The 14,175-nt window shown below is 70.0% G+C and carries 13 protein-coding genes; 8 read left to right on the top strand and 5 right to left on the bottom strand.

Annotated features, from left to right (window positions below; genetic code table 11):
- Positions 1 to 227: 227 nt before the first annotated feature.
- On the top strand, positions 228 to 1,313 hold the full coding sequence (locus QHF83_RS19805) for an SPFH domain-containing protein (protein WP_282419434.1): 1,086 nt from the start codon (positions 228 to 230) through the stop codon (positions 1,311 to 1,313).
- A gap of 45 nt (positions 1,314 to 1,358) precedes the next feature.
- Complete coding sequence (locus tag QHF83_RS19800; RefSeq protein ID WP_282419433.1) at positions 1,359 to 2,009, top strand: CoA pyrophosphatase; 651 nt, start codon at positions 1,359 to 1,361, stop codon at positions 2,007 to 2,009.
- A gap of 16 nt (positions 2,010 to 2,025) precedes the next feature.
- Here QHF83_RS19800 and QHF83_RS19795 read toward each other — a convergent pair whose 3' ends face one another.
- Positions 2,026 to 2,976 carry a tetratricopeptide repeat protein gene (locus QHF83_RS19795; RefSeq protein ID WP_282419432.1) on the bottom strand — a complete coding sequence of 317 codons (951 nt, stop codon included), beginning with the start codon at positions 2,974 to 2,976 and terminating at the stop codon, positions 2,026 to 2,028.
- A gap of 218 nt (positions 2,977 to 3,194) precedes the next feature.
- On the opposite strand from QHF83_RS19795, the gene QHF83_RS19790 reads away from it, so the two are divergent.
- Complete coding sequence (locus QHF83_RS19790) at positions 3,195 to 4,685, top strand: sigma-54 dependent transcriptional regulator (protein WP_282419431.1); 1,491 nt, start codon at positions 3,195 to 3,197, stop codon at positions 4,683 to 4,685.
- Positions 4,682 to 5,863, top strand: a complete 1,182-nt coding sequence (locus tag QHF83_RS19785) for a formylglycine-generating enzyme family protein (RefSeq protein WP_282419430.1) — start codon at positions 4,682 to 4,684, stop codon at positions 5,861 to 5,863. The genes QHF83_RS19790 and QHF83_RS19785 overlap by 4 nt, the downstream gene beginning before the upstream one ends.
- Positions 5,864 to 5,866: 3 nt before the next feature.
- Here QHF83_RS19785 and QHF83_RS19780 read toward each other — a convergent pair whose 3' ends face one another.
- Entirely contained in the window at positions 5,867 to 8,302 is a 2,436-nt protein-coding gene (locus QHF83_RS19780) for a hypothetical protein (protein WP_282419429.1), read from the bottom strand.
- Between the two features lie 269 nt (positions 8,303 to 8,571).
- Here QHF83_RS19780 and QHF83_RS19775 point away from each other — a divergent pair, with 269 nt between their 5' ends.
- The 4 genes from QHF83_RS19775 to QHF83_RS19760 are packed head-to-tail and all read left to right on the top strand — an operon-like array spanning position 8,572 to position 11,661.
- Complete coding sequence (locus QHF83_RS19775) at positions 8,572 to 9,183, top strand: hypothetical protein (RefSeq protein WP_282419428.1); 612 nt, start codon at positions 8,572 to 8,574, stop codon at positions 9,181 to 9,183.
- Positions 9,180 to 10,388, top strand: a complete 1,209-nt coding sequence (locus tag QHF83_RS19770) for an ATP-binding cassette domain-containing protein (protein WP_282419427.1) — start codon at positions 9,180 to 9,182, stop codon at positions 10,386 to 10,388. The genes QHF83_RS19775 and QHF83_RS19770 overlap by 4 nt, the downstream gene beginning before the upstream one ends.
- Positions 10,385 to 11,119: a hypothetical protein gene (locus tag QHF83_RS19765; protein WP_282419426.1), complete on the top strand. Its 735-nt coding sequence runs from the start codon at positions 10,385 to 10,387 to the stop codon at positions 11,117 to 11,119. Before QHF83_RS19770 ends, QHF83_RS19765 begins: the two co-directional genes overlap by 4 nt.
- Complete coding sequence (locus QHF83_RS19760; protein WP_282419425.1) at positions 11,116 to 11,661, top strand: hypothetical protein; 546 nt, start codon at positions 11,116 to 11,118, stop codon at positions 11,659 to 11,661. Before QHF83_RS19765 ends, QHF83_RS19760 begins: the two co-directional genes overlap by 4 nt.
- On the opposite strand, the gene QHF83_RS19755 is transcribed toward QHF83_RS19760, so the two are convergent.
- The 3 genes from QHF83_RS19755 to smpB form a co-directional block, all read right to left on the bottom strand.
- Positions 11,639 to 13,162, bottom strand: a complete 1,524-nt coding sequence (locus QHF83_RS19755; RefSeq protein WP_282419424.1) for a DUF362 domain-containing protein — start codon at positions 13,160 to 13,162, stop codon at positions 11,639 to 11,641. The genes QHF83_RS19760 and QHF83_RS19755 overlap by 23 nt on opposite strands.
- Positions 13,163 to 13,358: 196 nt before the next feature.
- Positions 13,359 to 13,646 (bottom strand): hypothetical protein, encoded by a 288-nt coding sequence (locus QHF83_RS19750; protein WP_282419423.1) that lies wholly within the window; start codon positions 13,644 to 13,646, stop codon positions 13,359 to 13,361.
- A 2-nt stretch (positions 13,647 to 13,648) separates the two neighbouring features.
- A complete protein-coding gene (gene smpB, locus QHF83_RS19745; RefSeq protein ID WP_282419422.1) occupies positions 13,649 to 14,125 on the bottom strand; it encodes an SsrA-binding protein SmpB in 477 nt (158 codons plus the stop codon).
- Positions 14,126 to 14,175: the final 50 nt, after the last annotated feature.

The raw sequence follows: 14,175 nt of genomic DNA, 5'->3' as shown, positions 1-14,175 counted from the left end.
AGAAACCGCGCATCGCGCGGTTTCTCGGCCTTCGGTCCAGGCCGTGCCTGGTCCGGGGTGCAGGGGGCGGACAGCCCCCTGCTGGGGTGCGGGGCGACGCCCCGCTCCGCGCTCCGAAACGGATCGCCGCGCGCCGGAATGGAGCGCGCTGCGCGCCGGGGCGCCTCGCAAGTGACTGAAAGTGCGTGATCTCGGCGCTGGCGCGGTGATTGCTCCTTTGCGGTGACATGCGAACGATCCCGAACTTTGGCCGTGTCACTTCAGAGCCGCACGAGTTTCTCATCTTGATCCGCGACGGGAAGGTGAAGCGCTCGGGTCAAGGCGTGAGCGTCTTCAAGTGGCCTTCGGACAGCGTCACGTTGATCCCTACCACCATCCAGAAGCTCCAGTTCCGCGCTGATCAGGTGACGCTGGAGAAGGCTGGCGTGGAGGTGACGGGACTTGCGGTTTATCGCATCGTCGAGCCGCTGCTCGCGTATCGGATGATCGATCGGGATCGTGATGGGCTCACCGACATCCTGCGTGAGATGTTCGTCGGCGCCACGCGGCGCATCGTCGCGGGCTTGCGCCTCGAAGAGTGCATCACCCACCGCAAGGAGCGCGTCGCGGCTGCGCTGATGGACGAGATCGCGCCGGTGCTCGCGGGCGAGGGCAGCCTGCAGGATGGGACGAGCGCGGGCTGGGGCGTCGTGATCGACACGATCGAGATCCAGGACGTGAAGGTGCTCTCGCAGGAGGTCTTCACGCGGCTCCAGGCGCCGTATCGCGAGAAACTCGCGCTCGAGGCGCTGCGCGCGAAAGAGGAGGTCGCGGTGGAGGAGAACCGGCTCGCGTTCGAGCGCAAGCGCGCGGCCGAGGATGCGCGGCGCGCGATCATGACCGAGGAGGAGGCGCGCATCGCGGCCGAGCGCAAGCGCGAGATGGAAGCGCTCGAGCACAAGCAGGCCCTCGCGCGGAGGGCCCACGAGGAGGAGCTCACGCGCGCCCGCGAGCGGGCCGAGGCCGAGCAGGCCGAGGCGCGCATCGCGCTCGAGACGCGCCGGGCCGCGGCCGAGCTCGAGGCCGACATCGAGTCGAAGAAGCGCAGCGTGCCGGAGCTCGGCGAGGCGCGCTTGCAAGAGATCATGCTGACCGAGACCTTGCCCTCGATCGCGAACGCGTTCCGCGCCTCGTTCGATCGCGTCAACGTCACGACGACCGATGGCAGCTTGTTCTCGTTTCTGTCGGCGGGCCTCGATCAGGTCATGGACGTGGCCCGCGCGCGAGGCGCGACGCTCCCGGGCGTCGTGAAGAGCGAGGCCAAGAACGATTGACCGCCGCGGGACGGCTTCGCTCCTTTGAGGTATCTCCCTCGAAGCATGCGGCTCTCCCCTGACGACGTTCGCCGCTCCCTCGCCGGTTTGCCGGCGAAGGACAGCCCCTGGATCTCGATGCTGCAGACGAACGCGCGCGCCGCGGCCGTCGCGATCCCGATCCGCTTCACGCCCGATCCCGTGGTGATCGCGATCCTGCGATCGGCCGAGCTCCGCGAGCACGCGAGCCAGGTCGCCTTCCCCGGCGGCAAGCGAGAGCCGGGCGACGTGGATCTCTACGCGACCGCGCTGCGCGAGATGGACGAGGAAGTCGGGCTCGCGGGGGAGGGGATCACGCGGCTCGGCGAGCTCACGCCGACGCCGACGTACAACGGCCGGTACTTGATCCACCCGTACGTCGTGGCCGTGAACGAGGCGCTCGCGCCGGAGGTGCGCTCCGGGGAGATCGCGCGCGTCCTCGAGCTACCGCTCGGCGCGTACCTGCGCGGGGAGACGCCGCGGGGCGGGGTGATCGTCCCGTGGAACGGCGCGGAGATCTTGATGCCGCACTTCCGGCTCGACGCGTGCGTGCTCTACGGCGCGAGCGCTGTGATCTTCCACGAGCTCGTCGAGCAGATCGCGACCGGGATCGGGGCGACGCTGCCGCCGCCGATCCTGGAGCGCGAGATGCCTTGGGGGGATCGAGAGCCCGTTTGAGGGCCAAGGGGTTCGTTTAGAACGAACCGTGGACGAGGACGCCGCTCATGCCGGGGCCGACGGTCGGCGTGACGTGCACGCGGCTCGCCTTCTGCTCGTCCTGCGGCACGGGCTTGTTGAAGAGCAGCTCCCACACGAGCCCGCCCGCGACCGCCGCGCCGCCGACGCCGAGCGCGATCTTGCCGATGAGGGTCTGCGTTTGTCCAAGGACGGCCTGGTCGTACTTGTCCTTGGTCGGGCACCACCACTTCCCCGTACCGGTCTGCGCCTTGAGGTACTGGGTGTAGAGCGCGGGCGACTGGCTATCCAGCACGTCCTGGGGCGGGTTGTTGTTGAGCACCTCGTAGCAGCCGCCGTCTCCCCCGTGGGAGCCGCTCACGTTGCCGAGGCCCACCGGCAAGAGGATCGCGCCCGCGATGAGCGCCGCGCCGCCGACGCCGACCGTGATCCACGGCGCGATGCCGAAGGGTTTGACGGGGGGAGGCGGCGGGAGCTCGGGGCGCGCCGAGCTCGCGGGAGGCGGAGGCGTCGTCGCCGACGCGGAGGCCGTGGGCGCCTGGCTCTGCTGAAGATCCTTCAGGTTCTTCACGCGCGTCTGGATCTTCGCCGCGTCCGGCGCGTCCGGCGCGCGCTCGAGGTATGCCTCGAGCGCGAAGATCGCGTTCTGGCGATCGCCGAGCTTCTCGTACGCGTTGGCGATGTTCAGCAGCGTGCCGACTGCGTTGCAGTCGAGGTTGAAGACATCCCGCCAGTACTGGATCGCGCGTGCGTACTCGCCACGCTCGTAAAACTGCCTAGCTGCCTTGTGGGCGCCCTTGGCGCCTTCGACGTCCTCTTCCGTAGCCGTCCGGTTGCACTTCCCGGCGAACGGATTCTGCGGGCCATCGGCCATGGCCATGCCCGTCGCCAGGGTCACCCCGACGACGAGCCCGACCAGAGATACCCCCTGCGCGCGCGTTCCCCACATGCGGTATTCGTCCTTCGTACCGAGCATAATGGCATGGACCGCCGTCCGCGAAAAAAAGCGCGCACACGGTGAGCAGGATGCCGCCGATCCCGGCTCTTCCCCCCTCGGCCCCCCCCGGAAACCGCCCCCTTCGGCCCCCCGGCCACGTCCCGCCCCGCCCGATCCCGGGCCTCTGCGGCCGATCCCCCCCGCGCCCCGGGCTCTGGTAACCTCGCCGCGTGCTACCTGAAAAGAAGCAGATCCTGGTCGTGGACGACGAGGCGAACCTGCGCCGCGTGCTCAGCGCGCAGCTCGGTCGGGACGGCTACGAGGTGCACACCGCCGAGGACGGGGAGGAAGCCCTCGCCTTCCTCAAGGAGCACCACATCGACCTCGTGATCACCGACCTCCGGATGCCCAAGGTGGACGGGATGGATCTGCTCCGCGCCGCCATGCGGGACGATCCGACGCGCCCCGTGGTCATGTTGACGGCGCACGGGACGGTCGACAACGCCGTCGAGGCCCTGAAGACCGGCGCCTTCGACTACATCACGAAGCCCTTCGACCAGCACGAGGTGCGCCTCGTGGTCCGCAAGGCGCTGCGCACGCGCGACCTCGCGAGCGCCGACGCCTCGCGCGACATCGCCGTCTCCGCGTCCCCGCGCGAGGGCACCGCGCGCTTCGGCATCATCGGCGAGAGCCAGCCGATCCACGACCTCTACGCGATCATCGAGCGCGTCGCGGATACGCCCACGACGGTGCTCATCACGGGCGAGAGCGGGACGGGCAAGGAGCTCGTGGCGCGGGCGCTGCACGAAAACTCGAGCCGGCGCGACAGGCCCTTCATCAAGGTGAACTGCGCCGCGATCCCGAAGGACCTGATGGAGTCGGAGCTCTTCGGCTACGAGCGAGGCGCGTTCACGGGCGCCGTCGCCTCGAAGCCGGGCCGCTTCGAGCTCGCGTCGGGCGGGACGCTCTTCCTCGACGAGATCGGCGAGATCCCGAACGAGATGCAGGTGAAGCTCCTGCGCGTGCTCCAGGAGAGCGAGTTCGAACGCGTGGGCGGCATCAAGACGATCCGCGTCGACGTGCGGCTCGTGGCCGCGACGAACCGCGACTTGAAGCGCGAGATCGGCGCGGGCTCGTTCCGCGAGGACCTGTTCTATCGCCTCAACGTGGTGTCGATCGCGCTGCCCGCGCTGCGCGAGCGCAGGACGGACATCCCGCCGCTCGTGTCGTACTTCATCGCGAAGTTCAACGCGCGGCTGCGCAAGAACATCGAGGGCGTCGAGCCGGACGCGCTCGAGCGTCTCTCGTCCCACGGCTGGCCGGGGAACATCCGCGAGCTCGAGAACGTGATCGAGCGCGCGGTGCTCTTCGCGGACGGCGCACGCATCCGGCTCGAAGATCTCTCGGAGGAGGTTCGTTCGAACGTGGCGCTGGTAGGCGCTGCGGCGGCGAGCGCGCCTTCGTCTCCAGAGGGCGCGCGCGCGCCTTCGCCGTCGTCGCCCGATCCGCAGCAAGGCGAGACGGGGTCGATCTCGGACGGCCTGAAGGAGCAGGTGAAGGCCGCGATGAGCCGGCTCGAACGGGATCTCATCGTGCGCGCGCTCAAGCAGACGCAGGGCAACGTGACGCACGCGGCGCGGTTGCTCAAGATTTCGCGCAAGGGCCTGCAGCTCAAGATGAAGGAGCTCGGGCTCCGGGAGCGCGAACACGAGCCGACGTGAAGAGGGTCCTCGTCGCCGCCGCCCTGCTCGCGCTCGGCTGTGAAGGCAAGAAGCTCGCGCCCGAGCCGACCGACGCGGGCGAGGAAGCCGAACCGCCGTGGGTGACGGCGGATCGAGAGCCCGAGCCGCGTACGGGGATGGCCTGGATCCCGCCCGGATCGCTCATCGCAGGCACGCCGCCCGAGAAGCTGCCGCGTGTCCCCGACGAGGAGATGGCGGGCGAGCAGGTCGTGATGTCGGGCTTCTACATCGACCTCTACCCGTACCCGAACGAGCCCGGCGCGATCCCCACGACGAACGTGACGCAGGCCGAGGCCGCCGAGCTCTGCGCGGCCCAGCAGAAGCGGCTCTGCACGGAGCTCGAGTGGGAGCGCGCGTGCAAGGGTCCGCAGAACGCGACGTACCCGTACGGCGACACGTACAGGCCGACGACGTGCATGACGGGCTCGATACGGACGCTCGTGCCGAACGGCGTGAACGCGGGATGCAAGAGCGCGTTCGGCGTCCACGATCTGCACGGCGGCGTGTGGCAGTGGACCGCGAGCCAGTGGCGCCGCGACGCGACCAAGACGAACCTCGGGACGACGCGCGGCGGGAACGCGCCGCAGGGCGAGCTCGTGGGCCGGTGCGCGAACGGCCGCGGCGTGCGAGCGGAGACGCGCCGCGCCGACGTGGGCTTCCGCTGCTGCGCGGGCGAGCCCAACAGCTTCGAGGTGGTGCTCAACGTGAGCCGCGGCGCGCCGCTCATGTTCCACCCCGCGGACACGAAGCCCGAGCTCGCGCGCGCGCTCGCGCCGCTCGTGCCGGACGAGATCCGCGCCGTGAAGAAGAGGAAGGCCGACGATCAATTCGAGGTCGAACGGATCTGGACGTGGCATCCGCTGGGCAACGAGGAGCTCGTGCTCGGCGGCGGCTGCGTGAAGGCCGTGGATCACGCGCACTGCGGGGTCGTCGTGGCGCGCATGCGCTTCGACGCGCCGGTCTCGATGGCCTTCGTGCCGACCGAGCTCTGGCAGCCGACGGTGGGCGAGACGGAGACGTCGCGAGAGCTCTTCGTCTACGGGGGCGACGACAACGGCGCGTTCCGCAGGCGCGTGTCGTACGAGTGGGGGAAGATCGGGATCGGGAACAAGGAGCGCAAGAAGAAGCGCAAGGGCAAGAAAGAGCCCACCTGGTGAAGGTCACTGCGGCGCGGGCGGGACGAGGAAGAGGATCTCCATGGGCGCGCCGAGCAGGAGCTCCGAGGGCGCGATGCCGTTCTGCGCCTTGACCGTGAGCGTGGCCTTGAAGATCTGCGCGGTCGCGTTCTGCGGGATCGTCGTGTTCGGCGTGGGCACGATCTTGAAGCAGATCTTTTGACCAGGAACGATCCCGAGGGCGGTCTCGTTCACGCCGTCCTGCGCCTTCACGAGGCCCTTCGCGCCCGACCAGACGTCCTTGAGCTGCTGGACGGCGTTCAGCGAGAAGCACGGCACGCCGGGCTCGGCCGCGTCGTTGCCGCCCGGCGCGTTGACCGAGATCTGCGTGACGAACGTGTCCACCGAGTCGATGGGATCGGCGAGGCTCGCGGTGGCGAGGGCGCGGATGTCGAAGCGGATCGACTTGAGGAGGGCCTTGATCCCGTTGTCGAGGGTGATGTCGTTGAGGCCGCTGCCGTCGGTGCTGATGTCGAAGATGAGGCGGCAGGTCCCGCCGGGGTTGTCCGAGGTCGCCGGCCCGTCGGGGACGATGAACGCGCCGTTCGGGCCCGTGCCGCACTGCATGCCGCCGAACGCGGAGGGCGGGACGAGCGAGTTCGTCTGATCGGCGATGTACGCGAGGTCCTCGTACGGATCGCCGCCCATGCGCACGCCGTTCGACGAGGAGATGCCGATGAGCCGCGCGCCGCGCTGCTTCATCGTGCTGACGAGCGTGTCGACCGTGGGCGTGGGGAAGGGGGGCTGGCCGTTGAAGTCATAGGCATCGTGGAGGTTGCTCGCGTCGAGGGAGCGCCGGCCGTTGTGGAACGGGGCGTCGGTGATCGGCACGAGGATCGGGAGCGCGCCGTCGCGGAAGCGCAGCGATCCATAACGACCGGCGGGCGCACCCGCGGGCGTGAGCTGACCGCCCGGCCAGAGGAGGTAGGCGTCGGTGAGCGCGCGGTACATCGCGGCGATGTGTGACTCCGGGCCGTCGCCGCCGTCGTGCACGTTGAGCGAGAGGACCGCCGCGAGGTTGTCCGCGAGGACGGTGCTCACGTACCCCGAGGCGCCCGCGACGTAGAACGGCTGATCGACGCCGATCGTGCCGTACGTGCCCGTCGGGAAGTCGTCGAAGCCCGCGATGCCGACGGCGAGGTCGGGGATCGACGCCTTCAGCTTGGTGATGATCGCGCCGAGGTTGCTCTTGAGGTTCTGGATCTCGCCGCCCATCGTCGCCGTCGTGTCGACGAGGAAAGCGACGTCGCCCTGGTTCAAGTTCGTACGAAGCGGAACGATGTTCTCGGCCGGCGAAGGCGCGCCGAGGTAGGGCAACACGAAGTAGAACTTGCCGAGCGTGCCGGGCGTGACGAACGGATCGCGCGGATCCGAGCCGAGCTCGCGTTCGATCAGATCCGAGGTGCCGTCGCCGTCCGTGTCGGCCTTCGTGCGATCGGTCTCGAGCGGATCGAGCAGGCAGTCGAGGTCTTTGTCTTCGTCCTTGTCGAGGATGCCGTCGGCGTCGGCGTCGAGGTCGAGGAAGTCGTACTTGCCGTCGCTGTCGGCGTCGGGCGGCGGATCCGCGACCATGTGCAGCGGCCCGGCCTCGCAGAAGTCGGAGAGCCCATCCGCGTCGCTGTCGTTGTCGCGGAACGCGGGCTTGCCATCGCCGTCGGGATCGGCGAACCCTTCGAAGGCGTCGCCGATCGTGTCGTTGTCGCTGTCGGCGTCGCACAGATCGGGCAGCGCGTCGCCGTCCGTGTTGATGGCGACGCCCATCGCGAGCTCGACGATGTCCGGCAGCGAGTCGTCGTCGTTGTCCGGATCGGCGTAGTCGGGGACGCCGTCGCCGTCCGTGTCCGCGGGGTTCGGCGCGGGCTTCTGCGGATCGTAAGGCGTCTGGTCGGGGTAGATCTCGAGCGCGTCGGGCAAGCCGTTGTCGTCGCTGTCCGTGTCGCGGAAATCGGGCGGCGCGGTGCCATCGGAGTTCTGCGGGTACGCGCAGCCTACCGAGGCCGTTTGACCTTCGAGCGCGTCGGGGAGCGAGTCGTTGTCGCTGTCCGTGTCGAGGTAGTCGGGCGTGCCGTCTCCATCCGTGTCGACGCCCTGGTCCTTGCCTTCGACGTCGTCGGAAATGCCGTCGAAATCCGCGTCGGGCGGGCAGTTGCTCATGGGGGGGCCGCCGCCCGTGCCACCCGCGCCGCCGGCGCCACCAGCGCCGCCCGCGCCGCCTGCTCCGCCGGCGGCACCTTCGCCGCCGACGCCGCCGCTCCCGCTGGACGAGGACGACGAACTGCTCGACGCGCTCGAGCTGGAGGAGGCGCCGGCATCACCGCCCGCGCCGCCCGCGCCGCCGGTGCCGCTGCTGGACGCACCCGTGGGCCGATCGATGCCGGAGTCGGGCGTGCAGGCGACGCCGAGCGCACCCCCCGCTAGCAAGAGCCCGAGAACAGAAGCCCATCGCCCCCGGCGGATTTTCAGGTCAAGCACTGGACTGCGTACAGGATATCCTTGCCGCCGCCCGCGCGAAAGGGCAGCGGGCACGCAAGCTCTTCTCGTTCACCCTCGAAACCATCGTGACGACGTCGACTCCCCCGAGCCTCACCGGTGCGCCCGCCGCGCGCCGCACTCCCGGGCCGCCTCGTGGGCGTCGCAGGAGGCGCTTGCTCGCCGCGGTCGCGTTGTCCCGGACCCGGCTCGGACGCACGATGCTCTCGCGCATCGGCCTCGTCGGCGGAGCGCTGCTCGGCGCGTCGTTCGCGAGCCTCGCGATCGTGCTCCGCGTCGCGGAAGGAACGAGCGCGCCGCTCGAAGGGCTCGTCGGGCTCGGGGCCGCGTCGATCACGCTGGTCGCGGCGGCGCCGACGACGCTCGCCGCGGCGAGTGATCGGACCGCGGAGGATCGCGAGGCCGGGATCGAGGCGCTCGCTGCGACGCATGGCTTGCACGCGCAGAGCCTGCACGTCGTGCGGTGGGTCGCGTCGATGGTGCAGATCGCCAGGGCGATCGGGCTGCCGCTCGTCGGGCTCGCGCTCGTGACGGTCGCGCTGTCGAGCTCCGGATCGATGGCGATGCGCAGGGTCGTGTTCGCGCTCGGGCTGTTCGTTTTTTCGGCGGTCGCCGGAGCCACGCTCGGGACGATCGCCGCGTTCGCGGCGCGCATGGGCGGGCGCCGCGGGAGGGTCCTGCTCGCCGCGATCGTGATCGTGCCGTGGATGCTGGCGGAGCTCGCGGGGCGCGGCTCGTACTCGATCCCGGGCGCTCTCTCCGCGCTGCTCTCGCTCCTCGTCGACGCAGGCCGCGGCGGAGCAGGCGCATGACGATGCCGCGTTCGCCCATGATGCCGCCGCCGCGGCTTTTGCTCGAAGGCGTCCATGCGCGTGATGCGGCGGCGCCGCGGGGGGCTTCCCGCGGGAGCCTCGCAAGTCTGAACCTCGCGCTCGGCGCAGGGGTGTTCGCCATCCTGGGTGCGCCCGAGGACGGCACGCTCGCGCTCTCCGAGGTGATCTCGGGGGCACGCGCTCCCTTGCATGGACGTGTCCTGATCGAAGGACAATCGCCCGCGCGTTCGCCTTTGCTGCGGGCCCGGATCGGCGCGCTCGCCGCGGAGCCTACGCTCCCGGATGCGCGCACGGTCGAGGCGTGCGTCGCGCTCTCGCGGAAGGCGCGCGGCGAGCCTTTGGCACGCGCCAGCGACGTGCTCGATCCGTTCGGCCTCGGTCACCTCGCGCGTCGGGAGCCGCGCTCTCTCTCGTTCGCCGAGGCGCGCGCGGTGGAGCTCGCGCTCGCGCTCACCACGCCGTCGCCGCTCCTCGTTTCGCTGCACGAGCCGCTCTCCGACGTCGCGCTCAACCTGCTCGGCCTCGTGCGCGAGCGGATCCGCGAGCTCGCGCTCGGCGGCGCGTGTGTCGTCGTGACGACGTCCTCGCCCGCGGATGCGCGCGCTCTCGGGGATCGGGTCCTCGTGCTGCACAAGGGGATCGTGCTCGGAGAGGCCGACGCCGCGGAGCCTCTGCCCGGCGGCGAGCCCGCGCTCGTCGCGTGGGTGCGGCCCGCGGACGATGCGAGCGAACGATCGCCGGTGCGCGTGCTCGCGCGCTTGCTCGCCGATCGACCGGAGGTGCGAGCCGTCGCGTGGAGCGAGGTGGCGGGGCCGCATCCGCAGGCCGCGGAGCTGCGTTTGTCCGGGGAGGACCTCGACGCCTGCGCGCTCGCGCTCACGGACGCCGCGGTGGAAGCAGGCGTCGTGATCGAAGCCGTCGCGCCGGCGTCGCCCGGCATCGTGCAGGTGCGCGCCGCGGCCGAGGCGCTCTTGACGTTCCGCCGCGCCGCTGGGCTCGCGCAGAGGCCAAGGGGCGCGCTCCCGGCCGCGAGGAGCGCGCGGGTGCCGGGGGCCCTCGCGCCCGTCGCGCCAGAGGCGGTCCAGGCCGTTCCGAGCGAGGCGCCGCCCGCGGAGGCGCCTCCCGTCACGACCGACGTCGCAGAAAAACCGGGGGATCCCGGCGAACCACGGGGAGGATCATGACGTCGCAACATCGACCGGAGGCCACGTTGCCTCGCGGCGCGAGCGCCTTCGCAGGCATCTCGCTCGGGGCCGCGATGGGCGCTCGCAGGCTCATGGGGCGCGGCGTCGTGCTCACGGCGAGCCTCGCGCTCGCGCTCGCGCTCGCCGGCGGGATCATCGAGCGCCGCGTGACCACGGCCGCCGCGGTCGATCGTTCGCTCGCCGCGACGTTTCGCATCGTCGTCCCGCTCTTTTGCTTCGCGCTCGCGGCGCGCGCATGTGATCGCTCGAAGCTGCGTGATGCGGCCTGGCCCGTCGCGCGGTACGGCGCTTCTCGTCGCGACGTCGCGCTCGGGATCGGCGTGGCGCTCGTGATCGCTTCGGCCGTGAGCTCTGCGCTGCTCGCCATCGTCGCCGTCGCGTCCGCGCAGTCGGCCGCGGCGCCGCCGTTCGCGCGGGATGCCTTCACGAGCGGCTGGATCGGCGCCCTCGCCGGCGCCGCGTACGGCGGCTGGTTCGCGTTCGGCGCGACGTTCCTCGAACGCGGCCGCGGCCGCGTCGTGCCGCTCGTCCTCGACTTCCTCTTCGGCAGCGGCGCGGGCCTCTTCGCGGCGCTCCTGCCACGGGCGCACGGACGCAACCTGCTCGGCGGTGAGGGCCCGCTCGGGCTCTCGCAGCCGCAGAGCTCCGTGGCTCTCCTGCTCATGGCGATGCTGCTTCCAGTGTTCGCCGCGCTGAGGTGTCGCGAGTGAGTTCGTCCGCGCTGATCGTCGATCGTTCGTCCTCCAAGATTCTCGTCCACACCCGCGCGAGCGGGATGCTGGCGCGCCTCGCGCATGATCTCGAGATCACGGCGTCGGCGTTCTCCGGTCGAGCCACGCTCGAAGGCGAGGGTTTTTCCGCGGAGCTCGTCGTGCCTGTCGCCGCGCTGCAGGTCGTGGGGACGCTGCATGGAGAGCGCGTCGACACGTCGGCGCTCTCGATCTCGGATCGCTCGGACATCGAGCGAAAGATCCGCGAAGAGGTGTTCCCGGGGACGAAGGAGGTGCGTGTCCACGCGAAGGGCACGTCACGGGATCGTGCGGAGGTGACGGTCGAGGCTTCGAGGGGTCGGCTCTCACTGCCGATCTCGCTGCGCGTGACGGAGGAAGCGGGCCGCACGCGTGTCTCCGGACGCACCGCGCTTTCGATGAAGCGGCTCGGCCTTCGCGAGGTGAAGGGGCCGCTCGGCGCGTTCCGGATCCGCGACGAGGTCGAGGTGCTCTTCGACGTTACTCTGCGTCCGGAAGCGTAGGCGGCGAGACCTCGGGCGCGGCTTGCCCGCGCTCGCAGGGCCCGTGGATCTGGTAGGGCTTGCCGGAGAGGCGCTGGACGAGCGACTTGCCTCGCCAGCCGAGGTAGCCCTTGCTGAAGCTCACGGCGTCGGCGGGCGAGAGGTACGGGTTCTTCGTCTTGCCGAGCTCGACGAGCGTGAGCACCTGCTCGGCCACGCTGACGGGGCAGCCTTCGAGGCGCAGCGGCTCGCTCGGATCCGTGGTCGCCATCTTCCGCATCACGGTCACTGCCTTCGCGAAGATGTCGTCGTGTTTGGCGTGGTACGGGTCCTTGTGGGCGCGGTCCTTGTAGAGGCTCTCGACGTTCACGAGGCGGCCGTGGAGGTTGCCCGACCACTTCGCGCAGTCGCCGATGAACACGACGCGCTCGCCCGGCGCCGCGTCGATCTTCCCTTCGTAGGCCCCGAAGACGATGTGCATGCGTGGCAGCTTCTCGTCGCACTGCTCGTCGTAGAGCCGCAGGATCTCGATGGCCTCCTCGAGCGCGCCCGGACAACCGCCCCAGCAGTAGTCGGTGCGCTCCGGCTCCGGCGGCGGGCCGGCGTACGCGGTGATGTGCGAGCCCTCGAAGTACTTCTCGACGCGCACGAGGCCGACCTTGAAGCCCTTGGCCATCGCCTTCGCCTCTTCGAGCGTCACGTCGCCGCTGATCTCCAGCGCGTCGAGATCGAGCGAGCCGAAGCCACGCTCGGACGCGAGGCGGAGGTGATCGACCGCGTACGGATCGACGCCGATGATGCGACAGCAGAGCGCGTCGAACGCGGCCTGCGAGTTGCCCATGATGACGAGCCCGAGCTTGCGCGGGATGGGCGTGAGCATGCGGCCCTCGCCGGCGACGATCGCGTCGATGGCAATGAACTGCGGCTGGACGATGTACTGGAGGTCCGCAATCTTCTCGTCGAGCCGGTGGTCGTGGTCGATGAGGCGGTGCCGATCGTCCTGGATGCCGATGTAGTTCTTCATGGAGAACGTCACGGTGGTCCAGGGGTGGCTCTTGAACTTGGGGCAGTTGACGAAGAAGTCGGCCTTCGCGACGGGCTCGGGCGTGAAGAGGTAGTCGCGCAGCCGCTCCTTGTGCGAGAGTCGGATCTCGACCTGCGGCTCCTCCTCGAAGTGGTAGTGCTTCACGCCGGTGCGCTTGAGCATCGGGTAGTAGCCCGCGCCCTCGAAGCTCATGCGCGTGGGGAGCGTGATGCCGCAGCGCTCGCCCAGGGCGAGCTCCTTCACGCGGCCGTCGTCACGGTCCTGCAAGGCGCGCAGCACGCCCTCCAGGAACTCCGGCCGCGTGTACGCGTGCGGGAACGACGGGCCCGACGCGACGCAGTTCGGCTTGACCAGCGTGCGGCCGTGCGGCCGGAGATCCAGCTCCTCGAGCCCCTCCCGAACGATCCGGCGGATCTGCTCGACGTCGTAGGTGGGGCAACGGCGAATGATGACCCGGGGGCGCGACGCGATCTTCATATCTTCAGAGCCTAGGGGGGGCCGTCGGATCGGGCAATGCCGTCAGCCAGGCGACGCAAAGCCCAGGAAATGCCGCGGGATCGAGGAGCAGCTTTACATTTGTTCATGGGTCTGGAATACAGAACCCAGGTGGACACGAAAAACCTCGATCCGACACGCACGGCGACGGCGTTGGTCCAGGATTTTGCGGCGACGGTTACGACGAGCCCGCGTCGCCCGAGCCCCCGCCTGCCGGGGGCGCGAGCAGGGCGGAGAGCTCCTCGCGAAGGCGCCGCGTCGCGTCGACGAGGCGGCCTTCGACCAGGAACGCGTCGTCCTGCCTTCGGCAGCGGTGCACCTTCACGCGCACGAGCGAGCTCGTCGCCAGGTTGCCGGCGAGCGGCGCTCCCGGCGCGAAAGCTTCGGTGGATCGAAGGCTCACCCGATCGCCGTCGAGGGCCACGAGATCGGCAGAGCCACCTTTCACGAGTGTCAGGTGCGGCATGTTCACTCCGCTCGGCGGCCCCGGCCCATCGCGGCGCGGGCTTCCCGTTCGGCCTCGCGTTGCTTGACCGTCTCGCGTTTGTCCGCCTGCTTCTTGCCCTTCGCCAGCGCGAGCTCGACCTTCGCGCGCCCCTTCTTGAAGTAGAGCCGCGTGGCCGCGACCGTCATGCCGTCGCGCTCCACGGCCTTGCGGATCTGATCGATCTCCGCGCCGTGCAAGAGGAGCTTGCGCGACCGCTTCGCGACGTGACCGAACGCGGCGCCGGGCATCTCCGGGATCAGCATGCCGTGCAGGAACGCCTCGCCGTTCATGATCGCGCACCACGCGTCGGAGAGGTCGGCCTTTCCGTCGCGCAGCATCTTGACCTCGCTGCCGACGAGCACGATCCCGGCCTCGAAGCGGTCGCCGAGCTCGTACTCGAAGCCGGCCCTCCGGTTTCGGACGATGAGCTTCTCGTCGCTCGCTTCTTTCCCGCTCACGTGGTTGACACCTTTGATCGCTGTCGCTACGGCCAAGCGCCGCCCGAAGA

The organism is Polyangium sp. 15x6, assembly GCF_029960785.1.
Taxonomy (GTDB): Bacteria; Myxococcota_A; Polyangia; order Polyangiales; family Polyangiaceae; genus Polyangium.
The sequence above is the reverse complement of the archived record's forward strand: the minus strand, read 5'-3'. Positions and strand labels throughout refer to the sequence as shown.